We start from the raw sequence: 18,280 nt of genomic DNA on the forward strand, positions 1-18,280 counted from the left end.
AGCGTTTCACGCCGCGTTGATAGCAGACCCCGATTTCAATGCAACTGCATCTAAATGCATGGCACGTGATCGATTTGCGCCACTTGCGTTCATGGCGACGGCGATGCCGCCGGCGCCGCGTTGACGCTCGGTGACGCAGCCGCCGGCCACGGGCTTGCAGGCTTGGGACCTGCGGTCGCAACGGGACATGACGCCAGAAGCTGCGTCCATCCCTGCTCGAGCCCGGTCGTGTCGATATCGAATGTCGCGACGCCGGGCCTCGTGGGATCCGGCTTGCCGTCGGGCGACAGCGCGCTTTCGCCGATCTGCAGCTGCGGGACCGCGGTCATCGCCTTGACGATGTCCGCGGTCACCGGATCGCTCCAGACCTCGTATTTGCCGAACCGCGCCGGCAACCTGCCGAATGCGATTGCCTTGGTGACGCCGGCCATCATCACCATCGTGCTCTTGCCGACGGCGCCCTCGTCGAATTCACGCACGAACATCAGGCGCCCGCGATCCTTGTGCTCGCAGAACAGCCGCCACTCCATCATGCGGAACGAGCTGCCGTCGCCCTTTTTCTGCTGCACGATCTTGCGGACATAGGGCCGCGTTTCCTTCTCCACCGCCCACAGCGTGTCCGGCAACGGCCGCGTGTCGATTCCGAATCGATAGAGTTCCGGACGCGTCAGCACGTGCAGGTTCTCGAACTTCACGGTCCGGATCAGGTCGCTGAGCTCGCGGCTGATTCCCATCGCCGCGAGGAACACGTTGCGGTCGCGATCGGCGCTCACCATCTCGCGCCGCCTGAAGTCCGCGACGACCTGCGGCGGCGGATGGCCGTGGACCACGAACATCAGCCTGGAGTTATGCACCGCGAGCACCGAGTCCGGCGCCACTTCACGGTCGGTCGCGCCCAGGAACAGATAGGCGCAGGCCGAGACGCACATCGCGTTGCGTGTGGCGAGTTCAGCCTCGACCTCCCCTTTCGCAGCCTTGATCTTCAGGCAGGCGGCGTCGATCTGCGTGCCCGTGGAACAGGCCGGCACGCTGGTCCGGCCGACCCGTGCGGTCGCCTTGCGCGCGCGCAGAAACCGCGCGATCGCATAGGACTGCTCGACATTGCCGCCCGGCGAATGAAGATAGATCGGAAGCTGCGGGTCCTTGACTGCGAGCAGGAAGCTGCGAACCCGTGCCGCCGCATCCCGATCGATCTCGCCTTCGATCGCGATCCAGCGATCGCAACCGGCGCCGCAGGCATTCGCCGGTCCCTTGGCGAGATAGATGGTCAGCTTTTTCGCGAACCCGGCCTTCTCGACCGGTGCTTCTTCCGCCCGCAACACGCCCGGGATCAGAAGCAACGCCACGAAGAACAGAAGACGGGAAAACATGAACCTTGCGGAGCGCGCGATGTCGGGGAATGGGCAATTGACGTTAGACGATGATCGCCAGCGTCGCAACGATCACAGTCGTCAGGCGCAGGCGAGCTTCCCTCGATTCGGTGCGGCGGGAGGCCCAATTTCTTGATATTGCCGGATTGCAGGCGTCAAATCCCCTGCTATACCGCTGCTTTCCGCTTACCTGCGCTCGTTCGCAGGAGTGAGCTACAGGAGACATCATGGCCGACACGCCGCCCAAATCCGAATCCGGATTCCAGTACAGCCTCTCGAACCTCAAACCCGCAGAACCCGTGAACAAGATCGCCCTCACCTTTCCTGATGGAGCGAGGCGCGATTTCCCGAAAGGGACCACCGGCCTCGACATCGCCCGCGGCATTTCGCCCTCGCTCGCCAAGCGCACCGTCGCGATGGCACTCGACGGCACGCTTGCCGACCTCAACGATCCGATCGAAGCCGACGCCAAAATCGAATTGATCGGCCGCGAAGACCCGCGCGCGCTGGAGCTGATCCGGCACGATGCCGCGCATGTGCTCGCCGAAGCCGTGCAATCGCTGTGGCCCGGCACCCAGGTCACCATCGGCCCGGTGATCGAGAACGGCTTCTACTACGACTTCTTCCGCAACGAGCCGTTCACGCCGGAAGATTTTGCCGCGATCGAGAAGCGGATGCGCGAGATCATCGCGCGCGACAAGCCCTTCACGAAAGAGGTTTGGGATCGCGAAAAGACAAAACAGGTGTTCCGCGACAAGGGCGAGGCCTTCAAGGTCGAGCTGGTCGACGCCATTCCCGGCAACGAGCCGATCAAGATCTATTTCCAGGGCGACTGGTTCGATCTCTGCCGCGGTCCGCACATGACCTCGACCGGCAAGGTCGGCAACGCCTTCAAGCTGATGAAGGTGGCGGGCGCCTACTGGCGCGGCGATTCCAACAATCCGATGCTGACCCGCATCTACGGCACGGCGTTCGCCAAGCAGGAAGACCTCGACGCGTATCTGAAGCAGATCGAGGAGGCCGAGAAGCGCGACCACCGCAAGCTCGGCCGCGAGCTCGACCTGTTCCACTTCCAGGAGGAAGGCCCAGGCGTGGTGTTCTGGCACCCCAAGGGCTGGACCATCTTCCAGCAGCTGATCGCCTATATGCGGCGCCGGCTGCTCGGCGACTACAACGAGGTCAATGCGCCGCAGATCCTCGACAAGGTGCTGTGGGAGACCTCCGGTCACTGGGACTGGTACCGCGAGAACATGTTCGCGGCGCAATCCGCCGGTGACGAGGCCGAGGACAAGCGCTGGTTCGCGCTGAAGCCGATGAACTGCCCGGGCCATGTCCAGATCTTCAAGCACGGGCTGAAGAGCTACCGCGACCTGCCGCTGCGGCTCGCCGAGTTCGGCGTCGTGCACCGCTACGAGCCGTCAGGCGCGATGCACGGCCTGATGCGCGTGCGCGGCTTCACCCAGGACGACGCCCACGTGTTCTGCACCGAGGAGCAGCTCGCCGAGGAGTGTCTCAAGATCAACGATTTGATCCTGTCGACCTATGCCGATTTCGGCTTCGACGGCGAGCTCACGGTCAAGCTCTCGACGCGGCCGGAGAAGCGGGTCGGCACCGACGAGATGTGGGATCATGCCGAGCGCGTGATGGCGACCGTGCTGTCCGAGATCAAGGCCAAGGGCAGCAACCGGATCCGCACCGAGATCAATCCGGGCGAAGGCGCGTTCTACGGGCCGAAGTTCGAGTATGTTCTGCGCGACGCCATCGGCCGCGACTGGCAGTGCGGCACCACCCAGGTCGACTTCAACCTGCCGGAACGGTTCGGCGCGTTCTACATCGACCACGACGGCTCGAAGAAGGCGCCGGTCATGGTGCATCGCGCGATCTGCGGTTCGATGGAGCGCTTCATCGGCATCCTGATCGAGCACTATGCCGGCAACTTCCCGCTGTGGCTGGCGCCGACGCAGCTCGTGGTCACGACCATCACCTCCGAAGGCGACGAATACGCCAAGGTGGTGGCGGCCGCGGCGCGCCGCGCCGGCCTGCGCGTCGAGATCGATCTGCGCAACGAGAAGATCAACTACAAGGTCCGCGAGCATTCGCTGGCCAAGATCCCGGCCCTGCTCGTCGTCGGCAAGAAGGAAGCCGAGACGCATTCGGTCTCGGTCCGCCGCCTCGGCAGCGAGCGCCAGACCGTGATGCCGACCGATGAGGCGATCGCCGCGCTGGTCGATGAAGCGACGCCGCCGGACGTGAAGCAGGCGCGATCCGTCGCCTGATCTTCACAATCGGTCTAAACTGGCTTTCGCAGGCTTGGTCGTGCCCCCATCTTGGGGGTACGACTCCCTTTGAAGGACATTTCCGTGCCCGATGCCATTGAACTCCTGAAGACACGCCGCTCGATGAAACCGCGCGAGATGACCGGCCCGGGCCCGTCCGCGGCCGAGCTCGAGACCATCCTGACCATCGGCGCGCGGGTGCCCGACCACGGCAAGCTGGCGCCCTGGCGCTTCATCGTGTTCGAGGGCGATGCAAGGGTGCGCGCCGGCGACGTGATCGCGAAGGTGTTCGCCCGCAAGAATCCCGGCGCGCCGGCCGCCGATATCGAGGTCGAGAAGAAGCGCCTGACCGACGCGCCGCTGGTGATCGGCGTGGTCTCCTTCACCAAGCCGCACCCGAAGGTGCCGCCGTGGGAGCAGGAATTGTCGGCCGGCGCCAGCGCGATGAACATCGTCACTGCGGCAACCGCGCTCGGCTACGGCGCCTGCTGGCTGACCGGCTGGTTCGCCTTCGACCGCGACGTGCTCGACGGTCTCGGCCTCAAGCCGGACGAGAAGCTCGCCGGCCTCATTCACATCGGAACGCCGACCAGGCCGAGCGAGGATCGCCCGCGCCCGGCGCTGACGGATATCGTGACGCGGTTCTGAACGGGATGCGCGATCTCACGCCGCCTTCGACGCGCGCTCCGCAAAGCTACTCAGCAGGGCCGCGATCTCACTTCCCGGCCTCGCCGCGCTGAACAGGAACCCCTGCACCTCGTTGCAGCCTTCGGCGCGCAGCCAGTCGAGTTGGTCCGTCGTCTCGACCCCTTCCGCGGTCGTGGTGATCTTGAGGCTGCGGCCGAGGCCGGAGATCGCGCGCACGATCGCCAGGCAATCGGAGCGGCGCGCCAGATCCTTCACGAAGGAACGGTCGATCTTGATCTTGTCGAACGGGAAGCTGCGCAGATAGCTCAGGCTGGAATAGCCGGTACCGAAATCGTCCATCGAGATGCTGACGCCGAGCTCGCGCAGCTGATGCAGAATCGCAAGGTTGGCCTCGGTCTCCGCGAGGAATACCGACTCGGTGATCTCGAGCTCGAGCCGCCGCGCCGGCAGGCCGGAATGCGCCAGCGCCGAGATCACGGCCTGCACCAGATTGCGGCTGCGGAACTGCACCGGTGACAGATTGACGGCAACCTTCACGTCGGCCGGCCACTTCATCGCCTCGGCGCAGGCTTCACGCAGCACCCATTCGCCGAGCGCGACGATCAGGCCGATGTCTTCCGCGACCGGGATGAACTCCGCGGGCGAGACCATGCCCTTCTGCGGGTGCCGCCAGCGCAGCAGCGACTCGAAACCCGAGATGCGGTCGGCGGCGATATCGACCAGCGGCTGGTAGTGCAGCTCGAACTCGCCGTTCGTGAAGGCGGCGCGCAGATCGCGCTCCATGTCACGGCGCTTCTGCGCCTGCTGATCCATCTCCGGCTCGAAGAAATGATGCACGCCACCGCCCTCGGACTTGGCGCGATACAGCGCCATGTCGGCATTGCGCATCAGCTCTTCCGACGTGGTGCCGTCGCCCGGCGACAAAGCGATGCCGACGCTGGCGCCGACCACGACTTCGAGCCCGTCGATCGTGTAGGGCGCGCTCAGGGCATCGATCAGCCGCTCGGCGAACGCGCTCGCCTCGTTCGGCGAGACATCGGCGGCAAGCACGATCGCGAACTCATCGCCGCCGAGGCGGGCCGCGACATTGTCGTCGCGGACCACCTCGCGCAGCCGTTCCGCCACCAGCTTGAGCAGCCGGTCGCCCATCGGATGCCCGAAGGAGTCGTTGACGTTCTTGAACAGGTCGAGATCGACGCACATCACCGCGACGCGCTTGTTGCCGGTCCGGCTGCGCTCCAGCGCCTCGCGCAGGCGCTCCTGGTAGAAGTCCCGGTTCGGCAGGTTGGTGAGACCATCATGGTGCGCCATGTGCGCGATCCGCGCTTCGGCGGCACGGCGTTCGGTGATGTCGACCACCGCGACCAGGTAGCCGTCGCGGCCCTCGAACGCCACCTTTCGTCCGAACGTCAGCACATGGATCTCGGTGCCGTCGGCCCTGATGTGGCGCCAGTCGCGGCTCGATTGATAGACATCGCCGATCTCGCGCAAGGCGGCGCTGTGCACGCCCCACTCGTCCTCCGGCCAGATCTCGCGCAGCGTCATGCCCAGGAATCTGTCGCGGCTATACCCGTAGTGCTGAACGGCCGCGTCGTTGACGCTGAGGAATTCCATCGTGACGGCGTCGAACACCCACATCGGCATCGGGTTGTTCTCGAACAGCAGGCGGAACGACACCTCACGCTGCTTCAGCGCGGTGACGTCGGAGACGGTCAGCGACAGCATGTCGCCGAACGCCGTGACGCCGAGCCGCAGGCAGCGATCGCCACTGTCGATCTCGAACTGGCCGCCAGGACCGCTTCCGACCAGCTCACGCAGGCGGTTCATGACCGGCGGCGCCGCAAGCGGATTGCCCCCGGCGCTGAGCCGGCGCCACAGCAATTCGGTCGCCGGCTGCATCAGGAGCCTGGCTGCGCCCTGGTTGAGATGAACGATCTGGAAATCGGCCGCCTCGCCCCGCGCATCGCGGATCGCGGCGAGCGACAGCACGCCTTCATCGGTGGCCGAGAAAATCGTGTCGAGCAGATTGTACTGCGCGTTGCGCTCGTTGACGTAGACGCCGACCAGGATGCCGCCCCAGCGCGACCGCGTCGGCAACGCCAGCACGTCGAAGGTCCGCACCAGGCCATCGCGCACGCAATGCGCCGACGCCAGATAAGGCCGGCAGTTCTCGCGCGCGTTCGCGGCGGCCTCGGTCAACGCCGTCGCGCAGTCCGGCGGCAGCGCGCTGAGCGGAATGTCCCAGCGCTCGTCGTTGAGCCAGGTCTGCACATAGCGGCCGGTATGCGAAGCGCACAGCACGCCGTCGACGTCGCGCAACAACACGATATGGTCCGCAAGCCGGCCGAGGCTGCCGAGCATCACGTCTTCATAATGCGGCAGCCTTTCACCGAGACGGACCGCCGCCTGCCACTTGCGCTGCAGAACCGGAACGTCGGCGAACATCTCGGAATTGAACTTGGCCGGTGTCTTTGCAGATTTCTTGTTGGCCATGACCATGGCACGCCCCGTTGACGCGAACGACGAGCATGATCCGGAAAAGTGCGAAGCGGTTTTCCGGAAAGATCATGCTCAAACCAAAATCCCCGTGGCATCCAAGTCATGCCGCGGCTTAACGTCATGTAAAAATGGCCAATGCCGCGGGTCGCTGCCAGCGATTATGACAGCTCAAATTCGCGCGATGGTTAGTTCGCGTTAGAGACTATGACAGTTGCATGAAATGCAATGCGGTCGGGCGTCAGCGGGCCACGACCTCGACTTCGCCGTCAACGCCGTTGACGACGTTGAACGGACGCTCGAACACCTTGCCCTCGTTCTTGGCGATCGCACGATACTCGCCTTCAGAGAGCACGACGCGCGGGAACGCGCCGATCGATTCCTTGATCACGTCGCCGCCCGGCGTGATCACCGACCACGCGGTGTTGGCGAGTGCCTCGCCGCCCTTCTCGCTGACCAGCTTGAGGGTGATGACGGCTGCGCGATGCGTGACGGTGACGTCGGTCAGCTTGCCCGCCGCGACGCGGATGTCGGAGCGCACCACCGAGTTGGCGTCGCCATAGTTGGAGACGATGTAATAGGTCCCCTCCGGCAGCAGCGCGACGTCGCCGGCGGACACGTTGGGCACCAGCGGTCCGCGGTCCGAGCCGTCGAACTGGCTGCCCTTGTAGATCGCGAACGAAATCTGGTTGGCCGGGATCTTGCTCGAGCCGACCCGGCCCTCGATCCGCAGGCCCCCGGCCGGCAGCACGAACGACTCGCGGTCGGTCTCCGACTTCAGGCTGACGGCGCGCACCGCGCTGACGAGGCCGAGCGCGACATGGACGACATAGTTGCCGGGCGGCAGCACCACGTTGGGCGTCGCCCCGCGTTCCTCGCGAATCAGCTTGTAGGTGCCGTTGTCATCCGGCTTGTCGGCGAACACCCGCCACACCAGCCCGGCATTGATGACCGGCAGATCCTTGCCGTAGCGCGCCGCCAGCGACAGCACCGCCTGTCCGGCGGTCGGCGAGCCGGCCGGTGGCGTGACCGGAGGCACGGTCGCAATCGACGGCTGGACGATGGTCGGCTGGGTCAACGGGCCGGGCAGAACGGGCCCTGAACCGGATCCGGACGGTGGCGCCAGATTGAGCGCCGGGCCGGACGGCACGTCCGGCACCGAGGCCGGCGGGATCGGCGGCGGCCGGTCGCTGAAGAACTGCGCGGAGGCGGAACCGGGGATCAGGGCGAGCAAAAATGCCGCAAGCGTCAATAGCGGAAGGAGCCGCATGCCCCGCCCGCATCCGCCGATGCCGTTGCCCCTCGTAGTCATGTCAATGCTTTTCAACGAAAACGCGGCAAATTCAAGCCTTCGTCGAAGCTTCGTCACAGTCCTGGCGGGGCTGTCCCCCCATTTGGAACCGCTCGATCAAGCTGATGTTAGCCCTATCGTCGCGGTCCAGTCACATTCCCTGCCTACCGCGGTCCACCCGGGGCATGAATCGTGCCTGTAGGGATAACCATGAAGACGGACGACGCTGGCGCAGTTGTGTCGCGCAGCCTAGTCTCGCGCTGGCAGGAGATTTGTCGTGTTGGATAGCTGGATGGGCCGTGGCCACAAGAGCTCCGACGGCCCCGACAAGGTGGGACTGGGAACGGTTCGCCGGCCCGTGATCGGGCTTGCGCTCGGCGGCGGCGCGGCGCGCGGCTTTGCCCATATCGGCATCATCAAGACCCTGCTCGCCCATGGCATCGTCCCCAACGTCGTGGTCGGCACCTCGATCGGCTCGGTGGTCGGCGGCGCCTATGCGGCCGGCCATATCGACACGCTGGAGCAATGGGCCCGCAGCCTGCAGCCGCGCAGCGTGCTCGGCTACCTCGACATCCGTCTCAACGGCTCCGGCCTGATCGGCGGCACCAAGCTCGCCGCCGAGATCGAGGCGGCGCTGGGGCAGTCCAACATCGAGGACCTCGCGGTCAAGTTCGCCAGCGTCGCAACCGAAGTTCGCACCGGGCACGAGATCTGGATAACCCAAGGCCGCGTGGTCGACGCCATGCGCGCCTCCTACGCCCTGCCCGGCATCTTCGCGCCGGTGCTGATCGGCGACCGCTGGCTGGTCGACGGCGCGCTGGTCAATCCGGTGCCGGTTTCGGCCGCCCGCGCGCTGGGCGCCGAGATCGTCATTGCGGCGAACCTCTCCAGCGACGTGTTCGCGCACTCGACCACGATCTATAATCACGGCGCCACGGCCCCCGCACCCGAGGTGACGGTCGCGGTGACTGCCGACGCAGAGATCGAGCCGGAACCGCCGAAGCGCCGGTTTGGCCGCTTCTTCTCCGCCGAACGGACCGTGAAGCGGGAGTTTTTCGGCAGCGCCAGCCGGCCCGGCATCTCCAGCGTCATGGTCGACGCCTTCAACATTATGCAGGACCGCATCACACGTGCGCGCCTCGCCGGTGATCCGCCCGATATGCTGATCTCGCCGCGCGTCGGCCAGATCGGCTGGTTCGACTTCCACCGCGCCGACGACCTGATCGCACACGGCATCCGCGCGGCTGAGCGCTCCATCAGCGCGATCGAGGAAGCGATCGAGATCCTGGTGCCGCCGTCCAGCGGCGTGGGCACCAGCGGGAAATAGCGTTCAGGCGGTCTTGATGTAGTCGCGCAGCGCTTCCTGCTCGAGCTCATATTCCTGCACGCGGCGCTTGACGACGTCGCCGATCGAGATCAGCCCGACCACCTTGCCGTCCTCGACAACAGGGAGATGGCGGAATTTGCCTGTCGTCATCATCTCCATCAGGCCGCTGACAGTATCGGACTCCCGGCAGCTCACGACCTTCCTGGTCATGACCGCACTCACCGGCTCGTCCAGCACGCCCGCGCCGCGCTCCGAGAGCACGCGCACGATGTCGCGCTCCGACAGGATGCCTTCCATCCGGCCCTGCTCCATCACCAGCACGGCGCCGATCTTGCGCTCGCCGAGCAGCTTGACCGCAGCCGAGAGCTTCGCGCCGGGCGCGACGCTCATGACCTGATGGCCCTTTGCATCGAGAATGGAACGTACCGTCATTGTCGTCTCCCTGAATCCGTCCGCGCCCCGCTTGAGCGGGCCGCGCCTGTTCGCCAGAGTCTTCAATCAACAGTTCCGCGCCGATTTCGGTTCCGGGGCGCGGTCGGTAGCTGGGCTCGACTTGTCGGCCCGCTTTGTTCTGCGTCGCAAAGATGATGGAGGAATTCGAACCGAGCCGCAAGCGGCGATCAGACGCGGCTCGACTGATCCGCCGATGACGCATCTGCAGCATCGTCTCGCGCGCGCGGGATCGGGTCGAACAGCGAGAACAGCAACAGCCCGGCGAGGAAGCCGCCGATATGCGCCTGCCAGGCGACGCTCGCCTCCTCCCCGCCGAGCGACAGCGAGGTGGCGCCGAACAGGATGTTGACGCCGAACCAGATCGCCAGGAACGCGAGCACCCGTCCGTTGCGCAGCGCCCGCCACAGCGACAGCGCGGGCACCTTGGCGGCCGCCTCGGCATCGCCGCGACTGAACGACAGGAAGCTGCCCTTCACGAAGGCGAAGCGGATCGCCGCTGCCATCGTCCCCGATACCGAGGCCGATGCGCCGATCATCGGCGCGATCGCGTGCTCATGGGTCAACAGATGCGCGAGCGCACCGGCGGCCGCCGTCACCGCCATGAAGACGAAGAAGCGCACGGCGCCGAAGCGCCGGGCCAGCGCGCTGCCGAACGGCAGCAGCCACAGCACGTTGAAGCCGATATGGGTGAGGTTGGCGTGCAGCAGCGAATAGGTGACGAAGGTCCAGACCTTGGCGCCCTCGCCGCCCGGGAAGGTGATGTCGAGCAGCGTCGTATCGTAGCGTTTCGGGATGAAGCCGAAGACGTCGATGGTCCAGTTCTCCATCTCCGGCGGCAGCAGCACCCGCAGATGGATCACCGCGATCAGGAGGATGTAGGCGGTGAGCGCCGGCGGCAAGGTCAGGATCGGCTCGCGCGGCGCCTCCGGCGGCGGCTCGAGCGGGGATTCGGGATGGGAGTCCAAGGGGTCGGCGACCTCGAAAGCGGCTGTGAAGCAGAGATAGGCGGCTTTCACACCCCTGTGCAAGTGCACAATCCCGAAATCGGACAGCTCTCGCGTCCGGGACCCGATACCTGGCGAAAAGAAAAAAGGAGGACGCTGAGAACGTCCTCCTTGATCGGTTGGTCTTGTCGTGCCCCAGAAGGATCGGGAGAACATCCCCACCCCTCCCCGCACGATGACCAAACTGTTTGACGCCACCTGTGTACCAACCACGCCGGCGCTTGGGGCAGCCGGCGAACGGGAACGCGCGGACCCTACGTTGGGGTTCCTGGGACGCCAAGGACATAGTTAAATTTACGTTAACAACACAAAGCTGCCGATAAGCCGCCCAAACCGCGGCCGCGGCATGGACGCTGCACAGCCTTCCCTGCACAACAGAGAAGGGAAGGCGCCTGAGCAAAACCGGGACAGAAGTGTCCCGCCGAGCCAGGCGCCGGGCAAGGTTCTTTAGATGAAACACAGCTCCAGCCGCGAATTCTTCGCCTATTGGAATGCGAAGCGCGGCACCGCGCGTGCACCCGACCGGAGTGAGTTCGAGCCGTCCGCGGTGCGCGAGCTGCTGTCCGACATCTTCGTGCTGTCCTACGACGGCGAGACCCGCTTCCCGTTCCGCGTTGCCGGCACCCGTACCTCCGCCCTGCTCGGCTGCGACCTCAAGAACCGCAGCTTTTCCGCCCTGTTCACCGGCGAGAGCCGCGGCGAGATCGAGGACATCATCACCTGCGTCGTCGAAGAGACCCTGCCGGCCATCGCCGGCATCACCGCGACGACCGAAACCGGGTCCAAGGCGCATCTTGAACTGCTGCTGCTGCCCTTCACCGCCCGCGTCCATATGCCGGCGAGCCTGACCGGCCTGCTCGCCCCGTTCGAGGACGACGTCACCCGGCTGCACGACCTCGTCCTGACCTCGTGGCGTTACCTGCATCCCCAGGAGCGGTTCGTGCCGCGCGCTCTGCGCAAGCTCGCGATCGCGCGCGGCCTGATGGTCTACGAAGGCCTGCGCTAGCCCCTGACGCCTGCTTGGCGACGGGATGGCAGGAACCGGTCGCTTGCACAGCGGGCCGCGGAACTCTATTAGCTGGTGCGCCGCCACGGCGGGGGTGACCCGCTTATTGCAGTTGCCGCGGGGCTCGGCATGTTTCGGAATTCGATCAGGCAGAAGATCGTCGGCATTGCCGCGGGACTGATCGTCCTCGCGGTGATCACCTCGCTGCTGTCCATGGTGATGGCGGGCCAGGTCGGCCATCTCCTGGACGAGCTCACCAACCGCTACATCCCCGCCTACGGCCATCTCGCCCGCGTCAACATCCGCGCGCTCGAGCGGTCCCTGGCGATGCGCCGGATGATGATGGCCAAGATGCAGGGGCCGGGCGAAGACAGCGGCTATGCGACGGCGCGCAAGAGCTTCGACGAGATCGAGCCGGCGATCAAGCGCGAGGCCGATGCCGCGCGCGTGCTGATCGACGCGATCATCGCCGATCGCTCGACCCCCTCCGACAATGCCGCGCTCGGACGTCTCGACGACCGCATCGACAATGCCGTCAACGACCTCCTGATGCGCCTGAACGCAGAGAACAAGACGCTGCTCGAGCAGCTCGACGCGAAGGACTTTGCGGCCGCCCGGCAGACCACACTCCGCGCCGACGCGTTGCGCGACGACTTCAGCAACAGGATCGAAGGTATCCGAGCCGACATGCTGGCGCAGGTCGCCTCGGCCGCTGCGAAGGTGACGGGCGCGCAGCAGCGCGCGATCATCATCTCGGGCGTCGTGACTGCGATAGCCGCGATCCTCGGCTTCGTGTTCGCGATGCTGGTCGGCAGCGGCATCACCCGCCCGGTGATGCGCCTGCTCGAGGGCACCCGCGAGGTCGAGGCCGGCCGTCTCGACGGTACCATCGCGATCACGACCCAGGACGAGATCGGCCAGCTGTCGGCGGCCTTCAACCGCATGATCGAGACGCTGCGCCACAACCAGCGCATCCGCGAGACCTTCGGCCGCTACATCAATCCGCGGATCGCCGAGGGCCTGCTCGAGCAGCCGGCGGTCGCCGCCACCGAAGGCCAGCGCCGCATCATGACGGTGATGTTCTGCGACATGAAGGGCTTCACCAGCCTGAGCGAAGGCGTCACGCCGCGCGGCCTCGTCAAGATCATGAACCTCTATCTGTCGACGATGTCGGCGCCGGTCCATGCGCATCGCGGCATCATCGACAAATATATCGGCGATGCCATCATGGCCTATTGGGGCGCCCCCTTCGTTGAGGAAGCCGAGCAGACCCACCTCGCCGCACTTGCCGCCATCGACATGGTCGGCCAGGTCAACCAGCTGCGCAGGGATCTGCCCGAGCTGCTCGGCGTGCGCGCGATCCCGGCCGACTGCGACATCAGGATCGGCATCGCCACCGGCGAGGCGCTGGTCGGCAGCATCGGCTCCGAATTCATGATGAGTTACACCGTGCTCGGCGACACCGTGAACCTCGCCTCGCGGCTGGAAGGCGCCAACAAGTTCTACGGCAGCCGCAGCCTGATCTCGGAGGCGACCGCCGCGGCCTGCGCCGCCACCATCGAGCTGCGCGAGATCGATCGTCTCGTCGCCGTCGGCCAGAGCCAGCCGGTCGCCGTGTTCGAGATCATCGGCAAGAAGGACGAGCTGTCGCCGGCGCAGACCGAACTACGGCAGCACTACGCGGACGGTCTCGCCGCCTATCGCGAGCGCCGCTGGGACGACGCCGAACTGGCCTTCGCCGCCGCGCTCGCAATTGTGCCGAACGATGGACCATCGGCCGCGCTGAAGGCACGGGTCATGAGTTTCCGGCAGAATCCGCCAGCAGCCGATTGGGACGGTGCGTGGCACCTTGAGTCCAAGTAGAGTTACTCGCCGGCGTCAGCACGGGGAGCCCATTCACAACTGAGCCTCGATCGCCGTCTTGTCGATCACTGACCAGACCTCCACGATCTTGCCGTCACGGAATTGGTAGAACACGTTCTCGCTGAACGAGACGCGCCTGCCGTCGACGTCGAGTCCGAGAAACCTTCCCTTCGGCGAACAGTCGAACGCCAGCCGGCACGCAACATGGGACGCATCCGACACCAGCAGCGCGATGTTGAATCGAAGGTCCGGGATGTCGCGAAAATCCTGCTCCAGCATCTCGCGATAGCCTGACAGCCCGAGCCGCCGGCCGTTGTGGGACACGTCGTCGCCGACGAATTGGCCAAGCTGCGACCAATCCTGCCGGTTCAGACAGGCAATGTAGTTCCGGTAGATCTCGGCAAGGTCCGTCTGCATCATCAATCGTCCTTGTCGCTGCGCGTCAGATTCTAACACCGATGTTAGTTTCAGCTCCATCGTCGGATCGCGCGAACAAAGCAGCCCGCAAGTGCAACGTCCGGAAGCGACAGTGCGATTGCCGCATCGACAGATATTTTTCAGAACGCGCGGAATGTCTCCTGCGATCGAGAGTTAGTGCTTCAGACCAATGACGGTCCACGTCGAATCGGGAGGTGCGCATGATCAAGTCACCGACGAAGCTCGCAATGCTTGCGGCATTTCTGACAGCGCCGATCATCCTGTTCCCACTGCAGACCGCCCGTGCTGCCGGCGGCGGCGGCGGCGGCGGTGGCGGCGGAGGAGCAGGCGGCGGAGAGCTCTATGGGTCGAGCTACAGCACCCCCGCCCCGCCGTCCTACCCTCAGGAGAAGGGCAAGCGGACCACGCAGAAGAAAAGACCCGCCAAGCAATCCAGCTTCGACGATCCGGCATTCCGTGACGGCTATCGCGCAGCCTATGCAACGATCTACGAGCGTAACGACTACGCCGCCGCCATCGATCAGTTGCACGCGCTCGGCAACGACGATCAGCCCAACGTCGCCAATCTGATCGGCTACTCCTATCGCAAGCTCGGCGACTACAAGCAGTCGCAGGTCTGGTACGAGCGTGCGCTGAAGGCCGATCCGAACCACGTGCTGACGTGGAACTATTACGGCCTCTGGCAGATCGAACAGGGCAACCGCGATGCCGCCCAGTATCATCTGAGCCGGATCGCCGAAATCTGCGGCACGACTTGCGAGGAATATCGCTCGCTGGCAGCCGCGCTCGAGAAGCCGCCGGGGACAAGTCTCGTCTATTGAACGAGTAGGTCGCCTGCATGCGCGAAAGGTGGCGGACAGCTGGTCACGCACCTGTCGCTCGCATGCTGCGACATTCGCCGCGACCGCCGATCCCGTGACGACCCGCAACGGCCTGCGCATCTATCCGCAATCGTGGCGGCCAGCTGGCCTGCGGACCTCCTGCCGCCGGCGGTCGGCACGACACCGCCTGCGCGGGTTCAGGCCTCGCCCTGAGGGGCGACACTCCAGATCCAATTCGATATCCTGCTATCCCCATTGTCATCTGTTTGTCATGAATAGTGCCGACACGTCAGCGCCAGCACAGTTCGGGGACACGCATGGACTATTTCAAACGCTTCAACTTCCTGTTCGCGGCGCCGGTTTTCGAGGCCGACGACCTCGAAGGCATCAGATTCAACCAGATCATCACCGAAATCGAGCGCTCCGGCTTCGAGGTGGTCCGCGCCCGCAAGCTGGAAGATGCCGAGATCGCGGTACAGACCGACGCCGCGATCGGCTGCATGGTGGTCGACTGGGGCAAGAAGGGTCTCGAAGGCAAGACCGCGGCGCTGATCAATTTGATGCGCCGGCGCGGCCTCGACTTCCCGATCATCCTGTTGATTCGCCGCAAGCGATTCGAGGACCTGCCGGTCGAGGTGCTGGATTTCATCGACGGCTACGTGTTCCTGTCCGAGGAAACTCCGCCTTTCATCGCCAAGAATCTGATCTCCAGGCTCAAGCAGTACGCCGAGAACCTGAAGACCCCCTTCTTCGGGGCACTGGTCGATTATGCCGAGGAAGGCAACCAGCTCTGGACCTGCCCGGGCCACAATGGCGGCGTGTTCTACAGCCGCAGCCCGATCGGCCGGGTGTTCGTCGAGCATCTCGGCGAAGCCGTGTTCCGCGACGACCTCGACAACTCCGTGCTCGACCTCGGCGACCTCCTCACCCATGAGGGGCCGGCGCTGCGGGCGCAGAAGGAAGCGGCGAAGATCTTCGGCGCCGAAAAAACCTATTTCGTGCTCAACGGCACCTCGACCTCGAACAAGGTCGCGCTCGGCTCGCTCGTCACCGACGGCGACCTCGTGCTGTTCGACCGCAACAACCACAAGGCCGCGCATCACGGCGCGCTGCTGATCGGCGGCGGCATCCCGGTCTATGTGCCGACCGTGCGCAACGCCTGGGGCCTGATCGGCCCGATGCGCTGGGACCTGCTCGACGAGGGCACGCTGCGCGACCACATCCGCAAGCATCCGCTGGTCAAGGACGAGAACGCCTGGAAGAAGGAGCGCCCGTTCCGCGTCGCTGTGGTCGAGCAGTGCACCTATGACGGCACCATCCACTCCGCCGAGATGATCCTGAAGCGGATCGGCCATCTCTGCGACTACATCCTGTTCGACGAGGCCTGGGCCGGCTTCATGAAATTCCACCCGATCTATGCTGGGCGGTTCGCGATGGGGCTCGCCAATCTCGGCCCCGAGGCGCCCGGCATCATCGCCACCCAGTCGACCCACAAGCAGCTCGCGAGCTTCTCGCAGGCCTCGCAGATCCACATCCGCGACCGCCACATCAAGGGCCAGAAGCGCCGGGTCGAGCACCGCCGCTTCAACGAAAGCTTCATGCAGCACGCCTCGACCTCGCCGTTCTATCCGATCTTCGCCTCGCTCGACGTCGGCGCGCAGATGATGAAGGGCCGCTCCGGCGAAGTGCTGTGGGACGATACGATCCGGCTCGGCATCGAGCTGCGCAAGAAGATCCGCGCGGTGAAGCGGGAGTTCGAGGAGAAGGAGACGCGGGCCGAGCGACGCTGGTTCTTCGAGCCGTTCGTGCCGGACCGGGTGAAGATCCCCGACGTCGCCCGCGAAGGCGGCGTGCACAATGTGGCCTGGGAGACCATCTCGACCGATCAGCTCGCGACCAATCCGTCCTACTGGCAGCTCAGCCCGGGCGAGACCTGGCACGGCTTCCCCGAGTTGACGGAAGGCTTCGCGATGACCGACCCGAACAAGCTCACACTGCTGACGCCGGGCTTCGATCACGCCACCGGCGCCTATGCCGATCACGGCATCCCCGCGCCGGTCGTGGCGCAATATCTGCGCGAGAACCAGATCGTCGCCGAGAAGAACGACCTCAACTCCCTGCTCTTCCTGCTGACGCCCGGCGTCGAGGCCAGCAAGGCCGGCACGCTGGTCTCCGGGCTCGTCGCCTTCAAGAAGCTGCACGACGACAACGCGCTGATCGAGGACGTCATCCCCGAATTCTTCCGCCGCCGCCCGCAACGCTACAGCGGGGTGCGGCTGCGCGACCTCTGCGGCGACATGCATCGCTTCTTCCGCGACGGCGGTGTCAGCACGCTGCAGGCCAGGCAATTCCTCCCCGAACATCTCCCCGAGATCGCGATGTCGCCGCGCCAGGCCGCGCAATACCTGATCCGCAACGACGTCGACTATCTGCCGATCGACCAGATCTTCGGCCGCGTCGCCGCGACGCCATTCGTGGTCTACCCGCCCGGCATCGCAACCATCGTGCCGGGCGAGCGGCTGTCGGAACGCAGCAAGCCGATGATCGACTATCTCAAGATGTTCGAGGCGAGCTTCAACGCATTCCCGGGCTTCGAGGTCGAGGTGCAAGGCATCTATAAGGAGATCGACGATGCGGGCCGCGTCCGCTTCTACACCTATGTGGTCTCCGAATAAGTGAACGGTCTACACGCAATGGAGAATGATCAGAAGATCACTGTCCGTCCGTCCCGTGACAGCGATGTCGATGCGATGCTGTCGATCTACCGCTATCACATCCGCCACGGCATCGAGGAGAGCGTGGATGATAGCGGCACGCCGGAGCCCGACGATCTGCGCGACCGCCGCAAGAACCTGCGCAGCACCCGCCTGCCGCATCTGGTCGCGGTGTGCGACGGCGAGGTGGTCGGCTACGCCTATGTGGTCCAGTTCCGCAAGCGTCCGGCGTACCGCTACACGGTGAAGCACTCGATCTACATTCACCACCGCTTCACCGGCAAGGGCGTCGGCGGCAAGCTGCTGCAGGAATTGGTCGACACCTGCGCCGCGGCCGGCTTCCGCCAGATGATCGGCTACATCGACAGCGACAACGCCGCCTCGCTCGCGCTGCACGACCGCTTCGGCTTTGCCCGCGTCGGGCATTTGCCTGGTGTCGCCTATCGCTATGGCCGCTGGTCCGACACCGTGATGGTGCAGCGCTCGCTCGCCGCCGGCGCCACCGCCCCGCCCCCGCCCGCGCCGCTGTCGCGGCGGTGATGGGCCCGGCTCCTCCCATTCGTCGTCCTGGCG

The 18,280-nt window shown here is 65.3% G+C and carries 14 protein-coding genes; 8 read left to right on the top strand and 6 right to left on the bottom strand.

From position 1 onward, the window contains the following. Positions 1-89 precede the first annotated feature (89 nt). Positions 90-1,370, bottom strand: coding sequence for a COG3904 family protein (locus AKN84_RS38735; protein ID WP_050425651.1), 1,281 nt, complete (start codon positions 1,368-1,370; stop codon positions 90-92). A gap of 227 nt (positions 1,371-1,597) precedes the next feature. Here AKN84_RS38735 and thrS point away from each other — a divergent pair, with 227 nt between their 5' ends. Together thrS and AKN84_RS38745 are read left to right on the top strand one after the other, a co-directional pair. Continuing rightward, positions 1,598-3,646: a threonine--tRNA ligase gene (gene thrS / locus AKN84_RS38740; RefSeq protein ID WP_050425652.1), complete on the top strand. Its 2,049-nt coding sequence runs from the start codon at positions 1,598-1,600 to the stop codon at positions 3,644-3,646. Between the two features lie 84 nt (positions 3,647-3,730). Then, positions 3,731-4,294 carry a nitroreductase family protein gene (locus AKN84_RS38745; RefSeq protein WP_050425664.1) on the top strand — a complete coding sequence of 188 codons (564 nt, stop codon included), beginning with the start codon at positions 3,731-3,733 and terminating at the stop codon, positions 4,292-4,294. A gap of 15 nt (positions 4,295-4,309) precedes the next feature. Here the strand turns inward: AKN84_RS38745 and AKN84_RS38750 are convergent, their stop codons facing one another. Continuing rightward, a complete protein-coding gene (locus tag AKN84_RS38750; RefSeq protein WP_050425653.1) occupies positions 4,310-6,793 on the bottom strand; it encodes a putative bifunctional diguanylate cyclase/phosphodiesterase in 2,484 nt (827 codons plus the stop codon). Between the two features lie 238 nt (positions 6,794-7,031). Continuing rightward, on the bottom strand, positions 7,032-8,102 hold the full coding sequence (locus AKN84_RS38755; protein ID WP_050425654.1) for a hypothetical protein: 1,071 nt from the start codon (positions 8,100-8,102) through the stop codon (positions 7,032-7,034). A gap of 256 nt (positions 8,103-8,358) precedes the next feature. Between AKN84_RS38755 and AKN84_RS38760 the strand changes: the two genes are divergently transcribed. Then, entirely contained in the window at positions 8,359-9,408 is a 1,050-nt protein-coding gene (locus tag AKN84_RS38760; RefSeq protein ID WP_050425655.1) for a patatin-like phospholipase family protein, read from the top strand. Positions 9,409-9,411: 3 nt separating this feature from the next. On the opposite strand, the gene AKN84_RS38765 is transcribed toward AKN84_RS38760, so the two are convergent. After that, positions 9,412-9,840 carry a CBS domain-containing protein gene (locus tag AKN84_RS38765; protein ID WP_050425656.1) on the bottom strand — a complete coding sequence of 143 codons (429 nt, stop codon included), beginning with the start codon at positions 9,838-9,840 and terminating at the stop codon, positions 9,412-9,414. A 188-nt stretch (positions 9,841-10,028) separates the two neighbouring features. Beyond that, the gene (locus AKN84_RS38770; protein ID WP_050425665.1) at positions 10,029-10,826 is read right to left on the bottom strand and encodes a rhomboid family intramembrane serine protease; all 798 of its coding nucleotides are present in this window, start codon (positions 10,824-10,826) and stop codon (positions 10,029-10,031) included. A gap of 490 nt (positions 10,827-11,316) precedes the next feature. On the opposite strand from AKN84_RS38770, the gene AKN84_RS38775 reads away from it, so the two are divergent. Beyond that, positions 11,317-11,871, top strand: coding sequence for a PAS domain-containing protein (locus tag AKN84_RS38775; RefSeq protein WP_050425657.1), 555 nt, complete (start codon positions 11,317-11,319; stop codon positions 11,869-11,871). Between the two features lie 129 nt (positions 11,872-12,000). After that, the gene (locus tag AKN84_RS38780; RefSeq protein WP_050425658.1) at positions 12,001-13,734 is read left to right on the top strand and encodes an adenylate/guanylate cyclase domain-containing protein; all 1,734 of its coding nucleotides are present in this window, start codon (positions 12,001-12,003) and stop codon (positions 13,732-13,734) included. A 33-nt stretch (positions 13,735-13,767) separates the two neighbouring features. On the opposite strand, the gene AKN84_RS38785 is transcribed toward AKN84_RS38780, so the two are convergent. Continuing rightward, positions 13,768-14,154, bottom strand: coding sequence for an ester cyclase (locus AKN84_RS38785; RefSeq protein ID WP_050425659.1), 387 nt, complete (start codon positions 14,152-14,154; stop codon positions 13,768-13,770). 218 nt (positions 14,155-14,372) lie between these two features. On the opposite strand from AKN84_RS38785, the gene AKN84_RS38790 reads away from it, so the two are divergent. The 3 genes from AKN84_RS38790 to AKN84_RS38800 all read left to right on the top strand — a co-directional run bounded on the left by AKN84_RS38790 (position 14,373) and on the right by AKN84_RS38800 (position 18,247). Continuing rightward, positions 14,373-14,993 (top strand): tetratricopeptide repeat protein, encoded by a 621-nt coding sequence (locus tag AKN84_RS38790; protein WP_050425660.1) that lies wholly within the window; start codon positions 14,373-14,375, stop codon positions 14,991-14,993. Between the two features lie 317 nt (positions 14,994-15,310). Beyond that, positions 15,311-17,668 carry an Orn/Lys/Arg family decarboxylase gene (locus AKN84_RS38795; RefSeq protein ID WP_050425661.1) on the top strand — a complete coding sequence of 786 codons (2,358 nt, stop codon included), beginning with the start codon at positions 15,311-15,313 and terminating at the stop codon, positions 17,666-17,668. A gap of 18 nt (positions 17,669-17,686) precedes the next feature. Then, complete coding sequence (locus AKN84_RS38800) at positions 17,687-18,247, top strand: GNAT family N-acetyltransferase (protein ID WP_050425662.1); 561 nt, start codon at positions 17,687-17,689, stop codon at positions 18,245-18,247. Positions 18,248-18,280: the final 33 nt, after the last annotated feature.

The organism is Bradyrhizobium tropiciagri (genome assembly GCF_001189845.1).
GTDB classification, from domain to species: domain Bacteria; phylum Pseudomonadota; class Alphaproteobacteria; order Rhizobiales; family Xanthobacteraceae; genus Bradyrhizobium; species Bradyrhizobium tropiciagri.